The organism is Bradyrhizobium sp. WSM1743, from assembly GCF_000473065.1.
Lineage (GTDB): Bacteria > Pseudomonadota > Alphaproteobacteria > Rhizobiales > Xanthobacteraceae > Bradyrhizobium.
The window spans coordinates 24,893-44,339 of the sequence record NZ_KI421495.1 but is presented as its reverse complement, the minus strand read 5'-3'; the positions used below and the strand labels follow the sequence as shown (position 1 = coordinate 44,339).

General features: G+C 57.6%; 12 protein-coding genes and 4 pseudogenes. 1 reads left to right on the top strand and 15 read right to left on the bottom strand.

The window, feature by feature from the left end; genetic code table 11:
• Positions 1–419 precede the first annotated feature (419 nt).
• The 12 genes and pseudogenes from YU9_RS47240 to YU9_RS50705 form a co-directional block, all read right to left on the bottom strand.
• Positions 420–971: an IS3 family transposase gene (locus tag YU9_RS47240; protein ID WP_084299262.1), complete on the bottom strand. Its 552-nt coding sequence runs from the start codon at positions 969–971 to the stop codon at positions 420–422.
• Between the two features lie 557 nt (positions 972–1,528).
• Positions 1,529–1,753: pseudogene (locus tag YU9_RS50715) on the bottom strand (helix-turn-helix domain-containing protein); the annotation flags it as partial.
• 636 nt (positions 1,754–2,389) lie between these two features.
• Positions 2,390–4,045: a class I adenylate-forming enzyme family protein gene (locus tag YU9_RS0140515; RefSeq protein ID WP_027577735.1), complete on the bottom strand. Its 1,656-nt coding sequence runs from the start codon at positions 4,043–4,045 to the stop codon at positions 2,390–2,392.
• A 524-nt stretch (positions 4,046–4,569) separates the two neighbouring features.
• On the bottom strand, positions 4,570–4,722 hold the full coding sequence (locus tag YU9_RS51445; protein ID WP_371259269.1) for a hypothetical protein: 153 nt from the start codon (positions 4,720–4,722) through the stop codon (positions 4,570–4,572).
• Positions 4,719–5,149, bottom strand: a pseudogene (locus YU9_RS51440) (transposase). The gene YU9_RS51445 and the pseudogene YU9_RS51440 overlap by 4 nt, the downstream one beginning before the upstream one ends.
• Before the next feature lie 259 nt (positions 5,150–5,408).
• Positions 5,409–5,561, bottom strand: coding sequence for a hypothetical protein (locus YU9_RS51435; protein ID WP_371259268.1), 153 nt, complete (start codon positions 5,559–5,561; stop codon positions 5,409–5,411).
• Between the two features lie 707 nt (positions 5,562–6,268).
• Positions 6,269–7,756, bottom strand: coding sequence for a 3-hydroxyacyl-CoA dehydrogenase NAD-binding domain-containing protein (locus tag YU9_RS0140495; protein ID WP_051380707.1), 1,488 nt, complete (start codon positions 7,754–7,756; stop codon positions 6,269–6,271).
• Between the two features lie 14 nt (positions 7,757–7,770).
• Positions 7,771–8,664, bottom strand: coding sequence for a 3-keto-5-aminohexanoate cleavage protein (locus YU9_RS0140490; protein WP_027577733.1), 894 nt, complete (start codon positions 8,662–8,664; stop codon positions 7,771–7,773).
• A 2,178-nt stretch (positions 8,665–10,842) separates the two neighbouring features.
• Positions 10,843–11,037, bottom strand: coding sequence for an LLM class flavin-dependent oxidoreductase (locus YU9_RS50710; protein ID WP_245266789.1), 195 nt, complete (start codon positions 11,035–11,037; stop codon positions 10,843–10,845).
• A gap of 324 nt (positions 11,038–11,361) precedes the next feature.
• Positions 11,362–11,844: pseudogene (locus YU9_RS0140485) on the bottom strand (IS630 family transposase); the annotation flags it as partial.
• A gap of 846 nt (positions 11,845–12,690) precedes the next feature.
• Positions 12,691–12,936: a hypothetical protein gene (locus YU9_RS0140480; protein WP_027577731.1), complete on the bottom strand. Its 246-nt coding sequence runs from the start codon at positions 12,934–12,936 to the stop codon at positions 12,691–12,693.
• A gap of 1,473 nt (positions 12,937–14,409) precedes the next feature.
• Entirely contained in the window at positions 14,410–14,784 is a 375-nt protein-coding gene (locus YU9_RS50705; RefSeq protein WP_245266787.1) for a hypothetical protein, read from the bottom strand.
• Here YU9_RS50705 and YU9_RS51430 point away from each other — a divergent pair.
• The gene (locus YU9_RS51430; protein ID WP_371259270.1) at positions 14,680–15,093 is read left to right on the top strand and encodes an SET domain-containing protein-lysine N-methyltransferase; all 414 of its coding nucleotides are present in this window, start codon (positions 14,680–14,682) and stop codon (positions 15,091–15,093) included. The two genes, YU9_RS50705 and YU9_RS51430, sit on opposite strands and share 105 nt — an antisense overlap.
• 787 nt (positions 15,094–15,880) lie before the next feature.
• Here the strand turns inward: YU9_RS51430 and YU9_RS44495 are convergent.
• From YU9_RS44495 to YU9_RS49530, 3 genes and pseudogenes are all read right to left on the bottom strand, one after another.
• On the bottom strand, positions 15,881–17,587 hold the full coding sequence (locus YU9_RS44495; protein WP_245266785.1) for a class I adenylate-forming enzyme family protein: 1,707 nt from the start codon (positions 17,585–17,587) through the stop codon (positions 15,881–15,883).
• Positions 17,588–17,871: 284 nt separating this feature from the next.
• Positions 17,872–18,456 carry an MATE family efflux transporter gene (locus YU9_RS50700; RefSeq protein WP_245266783.1) on the bottom strand — a complete coding sequence of 195 codons (585 nt, stop codon included), beginning with the start codon at positions 18,454–18,456 and terminating at the stop codon, positions 17,872–17,874.
• Positions 18,457–19,263: 807 nt separating this feature from the next.
• Positions 19,264–19,447, bottom strand: a pseudogene (locus YU9_RS49530) (hypothetical protein); the annotation flags it as partial.

Genomic DNA, 19,447 nt, shown 5'->3' with positions numbered 1-19,447 from the left:
GCCCGGAACAGGTCGTTCGATCCCGTCGCCTTGTGCTTCTTCGGCCGCATCGTCCCCTCCGATGCACCACAGAATCACGGTCCGCAGCGAAAGGGAATCCACAAATCAAACTGCAGGGTTTGAGCGGCTCAAGCGCCCAATCCCTGCAATCTCAAATGCCTCCGCATCCGAAAAACAGACTCTCGCTCAATCGCTTAGAGACTTGTTCACGGACGACTACGTTACGGCGGCTTAGTCGGCGCAAGCGTATGGCCCGACGGGCGAACAGGATGGCGGCACTTGGGCTGGAGGTGAATGCTTTTTGTCACCGCCTGAACTATCCGTATCATAAGCCAGTGCGGCTAATGAAGCTCGGGTAAATAATAATGCACAACGACATCCACGCTTTTAGTGTCGCGAACCAACGGCTGTATATTCGATTACTCAATTGGGCTACTGGACTGCACCCCTGAAGTGAGACACGAAATTACAGTGACAGCGGGGTTGTCACGATGCGTTACCGGCATTGTTTTGCGCGAAGGCGGTTTCGAACTCAAGGGGCGATTGGTACCGAGCGCCGAGTGCAGGCGCTCCTTGTTGTAGACCTCCGCGATGAAGCTGTTGATGCGGCGGCGAGCGTCATTTAGATCGGCGAAGGCCTTGCCGTTGACCTCCTCGGCCTTGAGCGTTTTCATGAAGCTTTCGGCCTTGGCGTTGTTGAAGGGCCTGCCTGGCTTACTCATGCTGAGGGTGATGTCGCGATCGGCCAGTCGCTGGCGGTAGGCAATAGAGGCGTATTGCATGCCGCGATCGGAGTGATCGATCAGGCTGCCGGGTTTCGGCTTCCGAGCGTCGAGGGCTTTCTCCAACGCGGCGATGGCGAGTGAGGCATCGAGCCTGTCTTCAAAGGCCCAGCCGACGGCCTTGCGTGAGAATGCATCCAGCATGACGGCGAGATAGGCGAAGGCCTTGGCGAGGTGGACATAGGTGATGTCCGCAACTCAGATTTGGGAGCTGACGGCACCAGGCCGCGAACCAGATTTGGGACGACGAGGACGCCCGTTGGTCGCTCCGCGGGCGGCTTCAGGAACGGCGTCTTGCGCTGCGCCAGCAGGTTGTCTTCGCGCATCAGTCTCAGGACTTTCTTGGCATTTATGACCATGCCTTGGCGTCTGAGGGAGGCTGTCACTCGCCGATAGCCCCGTAGAAAGAATGCTTGAGGCAAATGCGCTGGAGCTGGTCGCGCAGCTCGCATTCGGCCGCCTCACGACTGTGCCTGTTAAGATGCCGGTAGTAGGTCGCGCGCGGCAAGCCCGCGANGCGGCACAGGCGCTGTACGTCGGTGTTGGCGTCGGTTCTCTCCGATGTCATGGCTTGGATGACTTCGATGATGCGGATGCGGGTTTGCCTTGCGCTGCCGGCCGCTCCAATGCGCGCAAGGCGTTCCGAAACAATCGAGGTCCATTTGCTGGCGGCCCACCAGCCGCTCGAGTTCGGCGATGCGGGCATTGGCAAGCGCGAGCGCGGAGCGCTTGTCGTCGTACGTTGCAAGCGGTTTGAGCTTGCGGGGGCCCGGCTTGGGTCCGGGCTTGCGGTTCAACCCGTCCGGCCCATGGGCCCTCCAGGCCTTGGCCCAGTCATGGAGACTCTTGCGGGAGATTCCAAGTCCGCGAGCCACGGGGAGCACGCCTTCTCCCCGCTCGACCCGCTTGATCGCCTTGATTTTGTAAGCTGTCGGAAATTGACGCTTCTTTCCTCGTCCTGCCACAGTCATCCTCGAAATGCCTGTCACTGTAATTATCGTGTCTCACTTCAGGGGTGCAGTCCACTACTGAGGAGTCTTATGGCCTCTTTCTTTATATCGACGAACCTCCGGCCTATCGCTTAGTGGGCGCCAAGCGGAAGCTCGCTGTCCCCGCGAGCGACCAGTGAACCAACAACAAATAGCGACCCTGGCCGACCAAGTCATTCGGAGCATCGCGCAACGCGCTGACATCGGCACGATCGATCAGGAGACGCTATTCCACCCGTTTCGGGCCCCCATATGATCAGGGCTGGTGCAGCCGCTGGGCCATGGAAAGCTCACAGTCCTTGCGCAACTAGGTCGTGGGCATGGCGCAGCTCGCATTATGATGGTGGCCTAGCAACTGCTGAACAACGCAACTTACCTCCGATCAGGACAACGGCCATCGGATGGACGGCCAAAGGATCGCATCGTGACCGAGCTCCGTAAGATTCTTCGCAGTGCTGTTGGACAACCAAGGGTGACGGTTTTGCAGTGCGACAGCGGAACGTGACAACCACGACATAGAGCAGTTGTCGGCATCTTCGAAGAAAGTGTGCATGGAAAGTCCCCTCTCTAACGTGAGGCAACTGTGCGCATGCAAAGCGCTGAATGAAACATTCGGCTTCAGCGCCATCGCTTCTCCTCGGCGTCGTAGGCGCCAGCAAGGGGATCGCTGACAGCCGTCAGCTCACGTTTGAGCACTTTATTGCTGGAGGTCGTTCTAGGAAGCTTTGGAATAAAGGCAATATATCGCGGCAGCTTGAACACCGCAAGACTGGCACGAGCATGCTCGACAATGCGCTCTACCGGCAGGTCGTCAGGGACGAGGCCTTCCTTCAGCTCTACGTAGATTTTAACCTCCTCGCCACGCTTAGGATCGCGAACGGGCACGGCAGCCACATCGGCGATCTCGGGAATATTGCGAATGACGGCCTCGACCTCGCGCGCAGCGATGTTCTCGCTTGAGCGTCGGATCATGTCCTTCGACCGCCCTACCAGCCAATGAAAGCCGAGTTCGTCTCGCCGCAGCAGGTCACCCGTCTTGAACCATTCGCCTTCGTATGAGGTGACATTCGCTTCAGGTCGATTCCAATAGCCTTTTTGGATTCCCCGTCCACTCACCCAAAGCTCGCCGATTTCACCAACCGCGGTGGGTGTGCCATCATCATTCATCAGTCGCAGCTTCCTGAACGGAGAACGGATGCCCACCGAACCGGATTCGAGCATCTCATCGAGGTCGTTCGGCATCTGTGTGCCGAACCCGATCTCCGTCATCCCATAAGCATCCTGAGTGCGCACTCCAAACCGCTTTCGGAGCTTGCGTTGAGTATCGGGACTGCAGCCCCACGTCAGGCTCTGCCTCAGGCACGTCGCTCCATCTTCGTCGGTGGCGTCGGCCTGGCGTGCGGCCAGGTCGTGAAACATGCACCATTCAATGCGGTGCTGCTTGACCCAACCCATAAAGCGTGTCGAGCTGATCGACGGAGCAAGGTAGAGCGTACCTCCCTGTCGGTACGACCTGAGAAGATGTTCTTGCGGATCCGCATAGAAGAATGGTTGTGCAGAGAGATACCTCCGATATGGCTGCCCGTCCCCGCATACCCCCTGGTACGATCGCACACCCCAGTAATCGTGCGTCAACGTGCACCCCTTTGGAAAGCCCGTCGTCCCCGACGTATATTGGATATTCAACAGGTCGTCGGGGCAAATATCCTCCTCCACCAGAGAATCGTCGACGCCCTTGAGCAATTCATCGAGCAGAGCGGCTGTCGCGCCGGAAGGTTCTCCAACGAGTATCACTCGCTTCTCGTCAAGGTGGCGTGGCCACGGATCCATCGCCGAGAACACTGACCTAACGGACTCGTCGACAACGGCGAACTTGGATTTAGTGTCGGTGAGAACGTATTCGATCTCTCTCGGCGTGTAGCGTATGTTGATCGGAACCATCACCGCTCCCAGCTTGGCAATTGCGAACCAGAAGATCGGAAACGCGATGCGATTGGGCAGCATAACTCCAATGCTATCACCCTTGCGTACGCCGAATGTTCGCAGCGCACGCGCATATTTGTTGGACAATTGCTCCATCTCAGAGTACGTCGCTCGTTCGCCCCGCTCGAAGACGTCGATTGCAATCGTTGAGCCGTGCGTTCTGGCTCGCATTGAAACCAGCTGCCCGATTGTCACCGCCTCGTACGCGGACTCTAGCGCCTCGATTCGGCATAGCGCATTTGCGATGCGCTCTTGCAGAGTGGTCTGTGCAAGTCTTTCAGAAGTCATCATTTTAAAAAGACCTTCTGGTTTAGGAGAAACACTGACCGTCCTCGGATTCTCATTTTACAGCTCGCTGAGCTCGCCGATCGTCAGAGCATGCATGTAGCGGCGCCGATCGCAAGAATTGGTCTACCCGTCCTACACGTGCCAGACTAGGTCATGACAGTTCATCAGGCGGACCGTCATCACGGCAACCTTAAGCTTCCAACATACAAACTGGAATCGGATCGATATTTCTCAGCGCGAATGTTCAGTACGCTGTGGAATACACCATTTACTTAAGACATCCTGTAGACACCCTCGATTCCGTTTCAGCAGTGCTCAGGACTGAATAGGCTTGCCATTTCTGCACCAGTCCGATGAGCGTTCTCTAAGTGGCCGGCGAGTTGTACATTCCCTACATCGCTCGATGCACTACACACTCTAGTAGGCCCGCCCCAAACAGTCGACATACGAAGTCGGAGCGCGATTTGCTGGCAGACTGAGGACTTCAGCAGATGATGTTGTGGGCGACTCCGACGAGTTGGTAATCATCATCGAGCGGTGTCTTTGGGTAAGCGGCAAGCCGAGGCCGCTAGGCGGCGTTGTTCCATGGCAAAAGCGCGTTGAGTTCGCTGCTCGGGCCAGCCGTTGGCGATACGCCGAATTGTCAGGGCGAGCCAGGCGAACGAATCGACGTTGTTCATCTTCGCCTTCTGCAGCAGTGTCGGGATGGTCGCCCAGGTTCGTTCGCCGCCGTCGCTGGGAGGCCATTCTTTCTCTTAATTGTTTGTAGCCTGATGGCGTGTTCGCTGACGTTGAAGTCGAGCTCGATGCGACTATCAGTCAGGAAGCGTTCGAAGATGGCACGGCGCGAGACGGCATAGCGGATCACCTCAGTCAGTTTTGATTTGCCGGAGAGGTCTGCTGCCAGAGATCGAACACATCTACAACGATCGCCGCGGAGGCTTGCTGGCGCGCGGCGACGCGAGCGTCGGGGCTTTGACCGCGCACGGTTTTCTCGACCTGCCAGAGCTTCGCCATCCACTCGACCGTCGTCGTTGCCACTGTTAAGCTCGCCGCAAGATGCAGCTCGTAGAACTTGCGTCTGCAGTGTGACCACCAGCCGTCCAATGTGATCCCATCTTTGCCCCCATCGGACAGGGCGAGCTTGTTATGGGCGGCATAGCCATCACCTGCAGGATGCTGCGATAGCGCTTGAGGCGCCGGACCAATTTACGGGAGCGGCTGCTTCAAAGCGACAAGCCGGATCGCTCCGGCCAAACGTTCGGTCATCGCACGCATAGGCCCATATAGGCCGTCTTTGTCGGGTCGAGTTCGACATGATCTCGGGCGTAGATGGCCTCCTGCCAGTAGACCGGTAGACTATCGGCTATTTGACGACGGCGATCTGGGCCAGCACCAAGTCCTCGCCGATCAGCACCTTCTGCTTGCCGGCATGCTCAGCCAGCTCTTCCGGCTCAAAGACGGTTTCGATCCAGATGGGGCGCAAAGCCCTTGCGCCGACGCGGTGCACGCTTGCCATTCGCCAGGCGCTGCCCTTGCTGACCTTTGCCTTGATTGCAGCGATGCCGGTCTCGATCTCATCAAAGACGAAGGCCTGCTGTTCATCATCGTCGTTCGACGAGCCGAGCTTTTCCGCTCGTCGGCCGAACCGGGCGCGCTCGAACGCCCCTCAGGATCTGCGTCAGCCTCGCTAAAGAGCACCTCCAGGAAGATGCGATCGTGCGAATCAAGCGCGCTGATTGGGAGCAGCGTCGCCTGGAATGGACATCCCAGCCGCTCGCGGCTGAGCTTGCCGCGAGAGCCGCTCCAGCTGGAAATGCTTTGTGGAAGAAGGCGCACAAGCTTCTGGGGTCGGAATTGGTCGTTTCAACGATCATTTCATCCTAGGCTTAAGAAGTCGACCGCTGAGCATAACTCGAGAACATGAAAACGTATTTATTTGGCCGGATCACCGGCGTGAACCTGTTTTGGCAATGGTGGGACACTTCAGCCTGTAGGATCGACAAGCCGGGGCGCGGCCACTCCACCCTGCAGCATTGGACTGCGCTTAATATCGCCGACCGAAACAGGCAGCGCTTTTCATTCTCAACTGGACCAAGTATCTATCCATTCCAGCGAACTTGCCCTTACGCGGGTGCCGCTAAGCCACATAGCGCCACGCTTCCGTAGAGGCTGCCGACTTGCTCGGTGCTCTTGGCGACGAACACGTGGGCCGATGATGGTCACTCAACGCAGCGCAATGCTTGTGCCGGCGCGCTCCGGATAAGGCAGTTCCGCATGCAATCGCGCCAGCTCCAGCAGGCGCTCGCGCACCTCGCCCTGCGCGGGTCCTATGCGTCCGCTGCCAGTCTCGACGTGAACTAGCATCTGCTCGCCGGTGGCGATAGGTTCCTTGTCGCCCTCGCGGGTCAGTACATGAAAGAGCCGCATGCGATTCTCGTCGGCATTGAGGACCTGCGTCGACGACTCGATTCGGTCGCCAATGTGTAGCGTCCCTGTCTGGGACAGGTGAGTTTCGACACTGTGGTAATATCCGTGATTTCGAAGGTACTCGTCGTCCACGCTAATGCAGCGAAGCAGATTGCTGCAGGCGTAACCGCAGAGCTCAAGATAGCGCAGCTCTGCTAGTCGGCCGCCGCGATCTACCCAATCGGACGTAACCGTGAGGGTCGGCGTCCGCACCGGGGTGGAGGTGTTGGTTAGCTGCGGTTGGGGAGCGCGGTCGCACAGTGCCTGTTCCCAGCGCGCAAGCGTCTCACCCGGACCATATCTCTCGGACCGCAAGCCCCGCAGCACGGCCACGAGCAAATCGTCACGCTTCTGTGCGGCGGGGACGCTCAGCGGGTCCGCCTTCACCAGCGTGTCTGCTTGCTCGGCGGTCTTGTCTAGGAAAGCACGGTTGATGTTAGGTCTGTCAGTTAGCCTCGACCAGGGCCACTTGAATGCCCATTGCTCCATGTATTGGCGCATTCCGGCCCCGCCGTCGACCATGCGGTAGGCGCCTATAACGGCTCGACGCAGCCCCCAGGAGTAGCGGATTGCGTCATCGATTTCCCCCAAAGTGGCAAAATCGTCGTGCACCAGCCACAGGGCCTCGCGCGCGAGCGCATCGCCTAACCGGTTTGCGATAAACCCATCCACCTCCTTGCGAACAACTAGAGGATGCATACCCACGGCCCGGAAGATGGCTGCCGCGCGCTCCAGCATTTCTGGCGCGGTGCGCTCTCCGCCGCACAATTCAACCAAAGGGAGCATGTACACAGGTTGGAACGGATGCGCGACGAGCAGGCGCTCGGGATGATCCATCTTCGCCTGCAGCAGCGTCGGCCGAAAGCCCGAGGTTGAGGAACAAATTAGGACATCGCGCCCGGCCGCACGACCGGCAGCGGCTAGAAGTTTCTGCTTGAGCTCCAAGCGCTCCGGCGCAGATTCCTGCACGAGATCCACGCCGCGCACCGCGTCCTCGACAGAATCGACGACGGTGATTGACCCTTCGGCCGGCAATGGCACAATCGTCAGCCGTCTATACGCCCGCCGCGCGTTGACAAGCACCTTCCGCACGCGCTCGACTGCACCAGCCGACGGGCCATACAGCCGCACGTCCACTCCATTGAGAATGAACCGTGCGGCCCACCCGGAGCCGATGACCCCACCTCCCAGAAGCCCGACCGCTCGAGGCAAGCCCGCAGGCACGACCTTTGTACTCTGAGACATGATCTTCGCGCTATCTACCTGACATACACTTTCAGCTTGAGCTTCTCGCGCATCTCATCCGGGCTCATCACGCGCACCCCGATTCGATTGAGAATTTCCACCGCTCGCAGTACGAGTTCGGCATTTGTCGCCAGCCTCCCGCGAGAGAGATACAGGTTGTCTTCCAATCCTACTCGTACGTTCGCACCCACCAATGGGGACAACGCGACGTAGGGAAGCTGCATCGGCCCGACCGAGAAAGCTGAATAAACAGCTTGCTGCGGAAGTTGATGCACCATCGCCATCAACGTGGTTACATCCGGCGGCGCACCATTCCCTGTACCCATGCACAGCTGGTACAACGGGACGCCGTCAATCAGCCCATCTTTGATGAGATCGTTTGCCAAAACCACATGGCCGGTATCAAACACCTCGAGTTCAGGCTTTACTCCGATGTCTTTGCAACGCGCGGCCATCGCGCGCAGCATCCCAACAGTGTTGACCATGACGCCATTTACGTTGCTCTTGCTGCTCTTCGAGCCACAATCCAACGTGCAGATCTCGGGGCGGAGCTCCTCAATGTGTACGAGCCGCTCACGCGCGCTCGCAATCCACGTTGCGGGAGCAAGCGGCAGTGGAGCTTCGGGCCTGCCCAGTACGATGCCGCAGCCCTCGCCAGTAGTCAGATTAAGCACCGGATTCACGTCCGACTGCCGAATGCGCTGCACCACCGCGCGCCACAGCGCTGGATTCAGAGAGCCCTCTTGGGTCTTAAGATCACGCACGTGGAGGTGCACCGCTGCGGCTCCCGCGCGCGCTGCCTCGATCGCCGATTCAGCGATCTGCTCCGGGGTCACGGGGACGTTCTCCTGCTTCGGCACTTCCCCTCCCCCTGTGGCAGCACAGGTGATGAATACCTCAGAAATCATGCTCTCCGTTCCCTCGCTGAAAGCCGAAGCTGTGCCAAGCCTGCCAGACCGGCGTTCATCTTTCACCGCGTTTCGAGCGCAAACGCGGTCACAGATTAACTAGAAACAACAACCTGGGTCTCACGAACGACTACAGGCGACAGCGCCGCAGTGAACTCCTCGGGTGCAGCAGCTCTCATGTCAGCAATTGACATGCCACTCGAGCAACTCATGGCGCACTTGCCCGACGAGATAAAAAGCGCCGCAAACAACCTGCTCCTAACCGTAAATTGTTCAATTTCCGACATCGCCGTAACTGACCGGACACAGCCGACGTGAGAAAAGAGAGCTTTCTGTGTATGCCGTCCGTTTCTGCTTCGAATCGAAGACTCTTTGGTCTGCGTTTTTGAGTTCGTGGAGCCTGCGTCGCGGTTGGTGCACCCGCAAGGATTGTCCAGAGTGACCGGCAGCGGACGCGCCCTGCACGATCTGCTGTAGCACACTGCGCCGCGCTTCTTGAATACATTGAAGCGTGAACAGACTGAAACAGCCAATAGCAAGAAGAAGCCGGCGTGTGAGAGCGACATCGCGGCAGATCAGCTTTGCCGATTGGGATCTGATGGGCAACGTGATCAGGGCATTGGCTTGGATCTGGTGCTGGAAGCGACATTTGGCTGTCGACCCGGTAGGATCTGGTGCTTGGCCTGAACAGCCGGGTTCCCGCACGCAAGGAGCGTCCGTACATCCAGGGTCTCATACCGCTCGCGGGTCCAGAACGCGCTCGCAGTAAGGTACCTGTCGTTTTGCCGTGGAGTAACAACGTTTGCACATAGGTTAATAACGGTTTCCCGCCTCGACGGCTGGTCTGTGGGTTCCCGTACCGACGCCGCGCCGACGCCCGCACGAGAGCGCCAGGGCGTGGATAGCGGCCGACGTGGAATCAAGACCATCTTCTCCATCAACGGCCCAAGGCGCGACGAGCTCCTGAATGAGACGCGATCTGCTAAGCCAGTCGGCGATCTGTCTAAGCGGGCGAGAATATCAAGCAGGCCAATGCGGCGCCGTTCAATGGTAGGCCGCTCTATGCGGTCCTCGTCGTCAACTTGACCGAAATATATGGTAGTCCATGGCTTGCGTTGAAGCTGACGGCAAGCTGGATGCGTTTGCATCACTCCGGCTGCTCATCGTCTGGCTCGATCGAAATCTGGCAATCTCAGAATTCAGCGCCAGCGCAAAATGTGGGGGCATGGACATTCTGACAAGGACGGCTGTTTGCACCCGCGTGCGTGAATGGATGGCCTGGCCGCTTGAGGCCGAAGTTCTCTCCTAGTGTTTGTCCGGCGTATGCGGTCCTGAATTTGCCCCATTGGCGCAATTCGGGAAGGACGAGGTCAACGAAACCCCTGAGTCCTTGGAACGTTGGCGGCCAATACATTGAATCCGTCCGCCGCACGTTGATCGAAGGTATCTTCCATGACATTGGCAATTTCGTTGGGCGTTCCAATGACCATTAGGTGCCCCGGCTATCTGATATGGTGCGGAGGAGGTGCCTCCAGGAGAGCTTCTGACCAGCCGCAAGTTCAAGTAGCATATTTTGGCGACTCTGAAGGAAATTGGTATGGTGGTAAAGATTCAGGGACTAATGCGTCGAGATTCACTGAACGCAGATCCGTGATAGACCCAAGCCAGCGATCGGCCGCCCCAATGGCAACGTCGATATGCGTATACGGATATGCGTCACGATTGTATTTTTGGAGCTTCTCAGAGGCTTCCTGCTTGGTCCTTCCGACGATCGGGATGATGCCTGGCATGATTAGTACGTGATCTTCCTCCGCCCAAGTGCGCGCACTTTCTGTTTGAGAGTTGCATAAAACTGCCCCCCCTTTTCTAGTTGGCCAGTAAATATTACCTCCCCAAATTTGGCGCCGAAGCTTATTCTAGCTTCGGACGCTCCCGCCTAAACTACTACCGGGTATCCTTGTGGCGGTGTTGCGATGTTCAGAGGCCCTCTGGCTGACAAGCAGTCCCTCGGTGACAGCAAATGCAGTTTCGTCGTGTCCACGAAAATACCCCTATGCTTGTCGCGAATGAAGGTATCGTCTTCCCAAAGACCCTTGCAATCTCTGCGAATTCTCGCGCACGAGCGTAGCGCGTTTCGTGATCCGGAAGCTCATTTTCCCGAAGTTTGGAGGTTGGATACTAAGACGCCGAGCTGACGATATTCCATACCGCGCGTCCCTGAGCTAGGTGATCAATTGAAGCAAACATGAGCGCAAGATGATAAGGCTGGTGGTAGGTCGTGCTCGCAGGAGCGATAAGGCCGATATGTTCTGTTCTCGAGTGAAAGCGCCGACAACAGCGTGATTGGCTCAAGCTGATCGTTTCGGCCTTCACGAGCTAGGCTTGGGCGGTCTGCTTCTGAAAGTTTAGAACATCCGCCGAAAATACGAGTGAAATGCCGCACCTTCAGCAAGTGTTGTCAGACGAGTATAGTGGCTGATATGCACTCCGCCGTTCGCTGGCACGCCTGGATCTCGCTATGCACCTTCATGATACCCCGCGTGAAGGAACAAGTTGAGCTTCATTTCACCATTGCGCCTCATGCATATTGCTCCTGTGATTGCACTATCCGCACACCGTGTTCAGCCGCTCGGTGCATTCATTTCGGCAGAAACGGCGTGTCTGAGCGCTCGGCTTCGCAACTAGAGCGGGATGAGGTTAGGTTTGGTCATATCCGGCGTTTGCAAAGTAGTTGGCGCACTCGGCGGGTGAGACGGTGTCGAGGATCGGGGCGATAGCATCGTAGACGGCCTCGGAGGTTCGCTGTGCGGCTTTGCGCAGCCAGTGTTTGAACTTGGAGAAGAACTGCTCGATCGGGTTCAAATCCGGCGAGTACTTCGGCAGGTAGAAGAGGCGTGCGCCGGCGGCGCGGATGGCGCGACGCACTGCTTTGGCCTTGTGCGAGCCGAGATTGTCCATGACGACGATGTCCCCGCGCTGCAAGGTCGGGACCAGAACCTTCTCGATATAGAGAAGGAACGCTTCGCCGTTGATGGGACCTTCGATGAACCACGGAGCGGTGATGCGATCGTGGCGCAAGGCGGCCATGAAGGTCATGGTCTGCCAGCGACCGTGCGGCACCTTGGCCTTTAGGCGCTGGCCGCGCGGTGCCCAGCCCCGTAGCGGCGCCATATTTCGGGTAAACCGCTCTCCGACTGGCGGGTCGGTCACAACGCTCGTAAACCAATAAATGACATTTGCCTTTATCTAGATCAATTGCCTGAGCTGGTGGCCGATCCATTCGAAAACTGTTGCGTCCCAACGACAAGATGCCTCCGCGATGTGGCAAGCATCGTTCTCTGGCTACGGCATTGAGGGCCCTAGGCCGCCTTCGGCTTCGATCTCGATGCCTCCGAGATCTGGCTTGGCCTAGGGCCGCGCTGTCTTGCGGTCATGAGCAACAGCCACAGAATAGCGCAGCGGCGTCTACCGCCGCCGATACAAAGGGCAGATCGTTAGCCATCGGCGTCAGCAACCGGCGTGCTTGCGCGCGCCAAGTAAACAGCTGTTTAGGCGTCGGCCCGTATCGCCGGGCAATTCGGAACCGACCGCGCCTGGTATGGGAGCCCAGAATCGAAGACTTGACTCACAATGACCCATATGAGGGAGGTCAGGTTAGTTGAGAGAGTACCATAGGCCATCAGATTTGCGCTCGCCTACCCTTCTGTGGAATCGATGCGTCATCTCCTCGGCGGTCCTTCGCCTTGCAGTCCTTGGAGAACCAACGACGTCGTCCCGTCTTGTTCGATCGGACTGGTTTAGGGTTTGACAGCAGGAGGGCGGCGCGCGCAGCCATTCTTAGCGCAGCTGGGCGGCCAGGCTCGCGGCTGGGATTGGCTTCCGAGATTTGTGTAGCTCGCTGCATCACCTCATATCCGGTCGGATTGTTTGATCCGGACCCACCTTCCATGCTTGCGAGGAGAAGCCTGGCGAGGATGAGATCCATTTACAAAACGGTGCTTGAGGGCCCTGGGGTGGCGCGGTCATTCACCCCGCACGGGCGCGGCGAGCCGCGCCGCAGGTGACGTGTGCCTTCATGGTGGCCTGCTTGGAATGGGCGGGTGGTGAGTAGCGCCACAACGCCTCGATCAGCTTGCGCAGCAGCGCGACGATGTTTGTGCGCTTGGTGCGCTTGCCAAGGTTAGGCAGTGAGAGCGGAACCAGCGGCTGCTCGGGCTGCTCGGCTGATGCGGAGCCCAGACCAGCTTGATCGCCTTGTGGCGGGCGCGCCAATCGCGGGCCGTGCTGATGCCCTGCTCGCGAGCGATACCGCCTCTTCCAGGGCCCGGGCGTTGATCCGCAGTACCTTGCAACTTCGCGCGGGTTGCGGAAGTCCTTGTACAGCTCATTCCTCAGCGTCGCAGTGAAGGCTGGGCTGAGCGCTTCGCTGACAAACCGTCCGCCGGAAAAGCGTCCGTAAACTGGATCTGCTACAGCGCGGCAAGCTGTCGCCCATCAGCATCAGGCGCGTGCTCCCACGTCACTTCGGCCTATAACTGCAACGGCACCGGCTGCCGCTGCCAATCGCACTGGTGCGCAAGCTAGGCCACTCAGTCTCGCCGCGCGGATTGCCGACCGCCATCGCCGGAGGGGAGAGCAGCGCCTTGATCGGGTTGGTGTGGGCGGTCTGTTCGGTGAGCAGGCCCGTTGCGTTCGCGGGTGGCGCGCCGGACGTCCTCGGCTTCCACACTTGGCACCGGGACAACCCCCGGTTCGCCCCGCAAATGCCATCACGAGGCGCAGCAAAAGCTCGCCGTCGACCCGGTCAGAAAATCGGGTTTCGGTTTCACTTATCTCGTCATGCTGCCCTGGTTCTGTTGGACAGACGATTTCTAGTTTAAGAACGCGTCCTTCGAAGCGAAGTCCCGACGTCGTCGATGGCGGGGACAAAATCGTGCGCAAACGCGCAGCAAAAGGAAAATTGGGATTCGGGTCGCCCGAATTCTCGCGCGACGCCTATGTGAACTGACGCGTAGGCCAGTGAGCCATGACTGCTAACCCTTGAGCCTTCCGCTGGATGACGTCCCCTTGCAAGGCACGTACCAGCCAGCACGATTTGCCAGGCAATTGACCGACCCGGCGTGTCGTGGGCCAGATCGTATGTTGCATATCAGGAGTCCGCATCAAAGCGCTCTATCACGATGTGGCTGCGAGCTTTCGTTATTGTTCATTTGTACTAAGCCGCCTCTCTGGAGTCCCGCGACATCGGCGACCCGTGGACAAGATCGAAGGCGGTGGGAAGATCAGACTGACAGCAGCCGAGTCCAGAGAGCTGCGCGTAGGCCGGAGCTGAAGCATCTGCCGCGAGGGGACTTTTTCTATTCAGCGTCCACGATATGCGCGCCCGGAGCACTCGATTGTGTGACCTGAGCAATGACGCGACAGGCTCATGCCTCCCGCTCGCAAATGTGCTGCTATCTGCCGCTCAATCACCAGAGCCCCTGTACAAACTAATTCGGCCTCGATTTCTCGATCGCAGAGTGAAAAGGTCTGCGCCGGCGAAACCCTCATGCCGCTCGGACGAGAGCGCGATACCGGTCCTGATCGTCGGACAGAACGCAGACGTGGCCGACCGCGGACCTCTATGCGATGGCCGGCGCTGGACCGCGATCGCGTGTACTATTTGCCGGATAGTGACGACAAGCGTCTAGACCAGTATCTGGTGAGCTAATGCTTGTCGAGCCGAGCGTGAGGCGAGCACTTCGATCACCGATGGCTCACGAACGCACTTAAGTCGCTCATCCAAAGATTGACTGTCTGATTTGATAGGTTGATCACAGCCCTCTTTTGATTGCTTAATTGCCCCACGTGATGATGAAAAATGGCTGCTTTACAGCGGTCGTCATTGCGCGGGAGAGCTGCAGCATGCATCAGGATGACCGTGCTAATCAGACGAGTAGTTGGCTCTTCGTCGGACCATCCAAAATCAGCGGAACTGGTCTGTTCTCGAGGAAAACAATATTGAAGGGCGATTTCGTGGGAGAACTCTGTGGGCTTGTTCTTCCGGTGGCAACTAAAAGGACCATACAGATGGATCGTAATCGACATCTTTGTAGTGACTACATCGACTACATAAATCACTGCTGTCGTCCTAACGCGTACGTCCAAGTTGAGGGAGACAGTATTGTGCTGAACGCGATCGAAGAAATCGTTAGCGAGAGAGATGAAATAACCATCGACTACAACTGCTCGGAGTATTGGCTCGCCGAGAGCTTTATGTGTAGGTGCTGCCACCCTCGAAGCTGCATTTACGGATATAGATATTTGCTGGAGGAAAATCAGGAGGACTACTTACGTCGCATAGATCGATTCTTGCTGCCGTATCTCGTGACAATTAGATCTACCTATAATCCGGCTGAACGTGCGTTCATCAAGCGGCACCCAGTCTAGCGTGGAGAGAATGCGAATGAAGCGCCATGGCGGCAACGGTCACGAAAGGCGACCTAGCGATGAAAAGTATGCTCCATGGCTGACGTCCAGACGGCCGAACCTCCCGCACCAATTGATGAGCGGTCGCTCAGGCCTCGTGCCTACCAGGCAAGGTGCGGGCGAGCAGAAGGAGGCATCGGCGACCAGCTGTCCGGCTATAGGCATCAACTGCTTGGATGTGAAGGGTGCTTCGAATGTCCAATCCCTTGTCGCGACTCCCATTGGTGCATTGCTCTTCTCAGTGCCCTCCCCAGTATATCGCTGCCGCGAAGGAGCGGAGCCGTCCCGCCCATCAATAGCTGGATGCGCGAGGAACTTGTTCTTTAGTCTCGACAACGCCCTTTAATCTCGGCAACGCCGAAGGTCGCGAACTGGGCGGTCCACTCGCCGCTGAAATATCTTATAGCCGCGGGCCTATGCCATCTCCGCCGCGGTACTGGACTAGAGTAGGAGCATCATGAGGACGACGGATTTCGTTTGGTGGAAGAGGATATTTTAAACCCCTATGTGGTCACTTGACTGATCGGCGAGGCAGTTGGGAGCCGCGTTGATTGCCAGGACAGAACTAATCTGCTTTCTGTCGCAAACTTTGCCGGCAGGAGCGGCCGATACTGAACATTTGACTAAGCTGGCTAGCTGTAAGAATTCCGCGCTGGTCCTCGATCATCAGCGAGCCCCATTGCCGCTCCCATACCTGAGGTTCATTGTGAATACCTGCGCGGGTGCGAACCATGCCGAAACGCTGGCTTCAGCGCCAGCGCTTCTCCACGCCATCGTAGGTGTCGCACAAGGGATCGCTGATGGCCATGAGCTCACGTTTGAGTACCTTCTTGCTGGCGACCGTTCTTGGAAGCGCTGGAGTGAAGGCGATGTACCGTGGCACCTTGAACACGGCAAGGCGGGCACGTGCATGCTCGAGAATGCGCTCCACTGGGAGGTCGGCTGACGTGAATCCTTCTTTCAGTTCCACGTAAATTTTGACTTCCTCGCTCCATTTTTTATCACTAACGGGGACAGCAGCCACATCTGCGATCTCGGGAAGCTCGCGGATGATGGCTTCCACCTCGCAAGCGGCGATGTTCTCGCTAAAGCGACGGATAATATCCTTCTTACGTCCAGCGAACCAATAAAAGCCGAGTTCGTTGCGACGCAACAGATCACCCGTCTTGAACCATTCGCCCTCGAAGTATTTCGTATTCGCATCCGGCTTGTTCCAATAGCCTTTGACGATCGCACGGCCCTTTACCCACAGCTCGCCCACTCCCCCGACGGGGGTGGGACTGCCGTCATCATTCACCAACCGTAGTTCCCGGAAGGGGGAGCGAATCCCGAGCGAACCGGCGTCATTCATTTCCTCAAGATCGGGAAGCATTTGCGTGCCACTTCCGGTTTCCGTCATCCCCCAAGGGTAGTAGGCCCCCACACCAAACTGCTCGCGAAATCGGCGTATCGTTGCAGTACTCCATCCATCGTACTGCGAGACCTGCTTCAGGCACTTGGGTACGTCATTGACGCTGTCCGCTATCAGCCTCGGAAACGCACACCACTCGATGCTGTATTTGTTGAGCCAATGTATGAATTGCGATGAGTCCAATTTCTGAGCGATGTACACCGTGCCGCCCCGTCGATATGACATCAGAAGAATACCCGGTCCATAAACGTACGAGGAGGACGCCCAACTGAGATACCTCTCGTAAGGGTTCAGGTATGCAAATTCGTACGAGCAGACGCCCCAGTAGTCGTGTGTTAACATGCAGCCTTTAGGAACGTCCGTCGTCCCGGAGGTGTATTGGATCGTCAGCAAGTCCTCGGGGCGAACATTCTCGTGCACCGGCGAATCATCGACATCTTTGACCAATTGATGGAGCGTGATAGCTGTCCTGTTAGAGGGTGATCCGACAAGAATTACTCGCCTCTTAGCAAGGTCTTGCGGCCACGTATCCATGGCGCGAAACACAGGCCATGCAGATTCGTCGACGACGGCAAATTCGGCTCGTGTCTCCCTGATTATGTATTCGATCTCTCTCGGAGTGTATTGCATATCGAGCGGGACCATCACCGCACCAAGCTTTGCAAGCGCGAACCACAGGAGCGGAAACTCGATGCGATTAGGAAGCATCACACCGACGCGATCGCCCTTGCGCACTCCGAATGCGCGCAGCGCATGTGCATAGCAGTTCGATTTGCTTTCCATCTCGGAGTAGGTCGCGCGCTCGCCACGCTCGAAGATGTCGATCGCTATTGACGGGCCGTGCGTTCGCGCCTGCATAGAGACAAGCTGTCCCAGAGTTGTGGTTTCATATGCCGCCTTAAGCGCCTCGCCCCTGCGCAAGGCATTTGCAACGCGGTCATGCAATTGGTTTGATATCGAGCTTGTGGAGAGCATTATAACCAACTTCGGGTTCAGGAGGGAACGAACAACTCGACCAACTCCTATCGTCGTGAGCTGCGTCATCAGTTATACGTCGAGCCGTGATTGATGGTATCTCTTCTGACGAAGAGCGGGACACTACCTGATCTGGTGGGAATATGAAAAGGTGGAGCTGGCACGTATTAGCGAGGAGGCTATGGTGTCGTAGCAGGGTCGATGGGGCCGCAACTGCTGCGGTTGATGTCGCCCGACCTCGGACGCGCAGTGTATGTCCTCGAGGCGGAGTCGGACCACGGCCGCCACCAAGAGCGTTTGCTTTCTCAGCTACCTCTACATTGCAACTGAAATTTGCATTTTTGGCAGTTTTCTTACAAATCAGAAATGTTGCGACGGCAGGTTTGGCTCTGAAGAGTAAGTCTGCTTGTCAGCAGCTGAAAACGACACACAAGAAGTGTCGCATACACTGTCATTCCAACGCATGAGCCAATCCAGACACCAGCGGCACCAAGGCCTGTCTTGAAACCACGCATGTAGCTTAGAGAAAAGCCTATCAGCCAGTGAGCGATTCCAGCGAACAAAATCGGCATGCGCGTGTCCTCCAAGCCGCGCAAGTTAGCTGACGCGGTGCTGCACATTGCAGCAGCGATGAAGGAGCCTACGGAGACCAAAAGAAGCTGTGCAGCAAGTTCCGTTGCATCGGTGTCCTCGGCCGATCCGTCTAGAAAAAACTCGGCGATCTGACGACGCGCAGCGATCACCCCAAGCGACATATGTGCGACGATCACAACACCGAGGAGCATCGCCGCCAAACCCGCTGCCTTCACCCCTGGCCCGTCCTTGCGGCCAATGGCGTAAGAAACGCGCACTGTCGCCGCTGGCGCGCATCCTGGCACCATTCCGAACAGATACTCGCTGAGCGAGCCGCGCCACGTCCGGTGATTGGCCAAGAGCAAGGAGCATCGACTCGCAGCGTAAGGTGAGCAGCATGATTGGGATCGATAGAGCCAGTGCTGCCCACAGCCCCACACCCAGCGAGCGCCGGACCGAACCCAGATTATCATCGGCAAACGCCTGCGCCACAGAAGGTGCGATCGGGGCCAATAGGCCTGCGCCCAAGAGGATACTCCCAAGATAGAATTTGCCGGCCAGCGCCGCTGCAGCTATGGCTTTAGCACCGATACGCCCGATGAAAGCAAGATCGGTTGTCATCATTGCCACCTGTCCAAGCTGTGTCAGCCCTATGGGCCATGCGAGTTTAGCATTTTCACGGAGGTCAATAAGAAGATGGTCAGCTGCCCGCCTCATAAGTTCCTACGTCAAACGACTAGAAAGTCCCACCCATCGCGGCGAAAACGTTATGAGCCATCAAGTGCGAATCCGTGAGCACGTTGCTGGATGACACCTCCTCTTCAAGAGCCGTGCCAAATTCGATTGTCCAGTTTGCAATGGCTTTTTTACTAATGATGTGCCGTGGGAGAGGGGGCTCGCATACGAGAATGGGCGTCAAGGCGCTTAATCTACGTTGTGAGCCTTCTCTGCCCCATATGGACTCTGGCGGTCGTCGCTCTTGGCAGACTGACGCGAGAAGTGCCCGCTGTAGGGGACGCATTTGCGCCTGAGGGACCTATGCACACGTATGCGCGTGCTTGCCACTCGACTTTAGTACCTCAGCAAGGGCGCTGGAGTGAACCTCCTCAGAATGGTCTTCGATGAAGCGGAAGCTCATGTCCGGGTTCCGGCGAAGATCGCGATCGATTTTTTTAAAATGCCGCATTCCATGCGCAGCCGTTCGTTCTCCTGGCGCGCAGACGGGCGATCTCCGAAGCCTGGTCCGCCGACATCGGCGTCGCCTGCGTGGTGGGGCGCCACGCCGCCGATGTCGGCTGCTGCCGGAGCTTGTCAACCCAGCGCCGCAGCACCGAGTCGCGCAGACCGAGTTCCTTG

Bases quoted from the DNA above. Each gene is read 5' to 3' on its own strand.
- YU9_RS0140515 (WP_027577735.1), bottom strand. From the start codon at position 4,045: ATGATGACTTCTGAAAGACTTGCACAGACCACTCTGCAAGAGCGCATC.
- YU9_RS51445 (WP_371259269.1), bottom strand. From the start codon at position 4,722: ATGAACAACGTCGATTCGTTCGCCTGGCTCGCCCTGACAATTCGGCGT.
- YU9_RS51435 (WP_371259268.1), bottom strand. From the start codon at position 5,561: ATGGCAAGCGTGCACCGCGTCGGCGCAAGGGCTTTGCGCCCCATCTGG.
- YU9_RS0140495 (WP_051380707.1), bottom strand. From the start codon at position 7,756: ATGTCTCAGAGTACAAAGGTCGTGCCTGCGGGCTTGCCTCGAGCGGTC.
- YU9_RS0140490 (WP_027577733.1), bottom strand. From the start codon at position 8,664: ATGATTTCTGAGGTATTCATCACCTGTGCTGCCACAGGGGGAGGGGAA.
- YU9_RS44495 (WP_245266785.1), bottom strand. From the start codon at position 17,587: ATGACGCAGCTCACGACGATAGGAGTTGGTCGAGTTGTTCGTTCCCTC.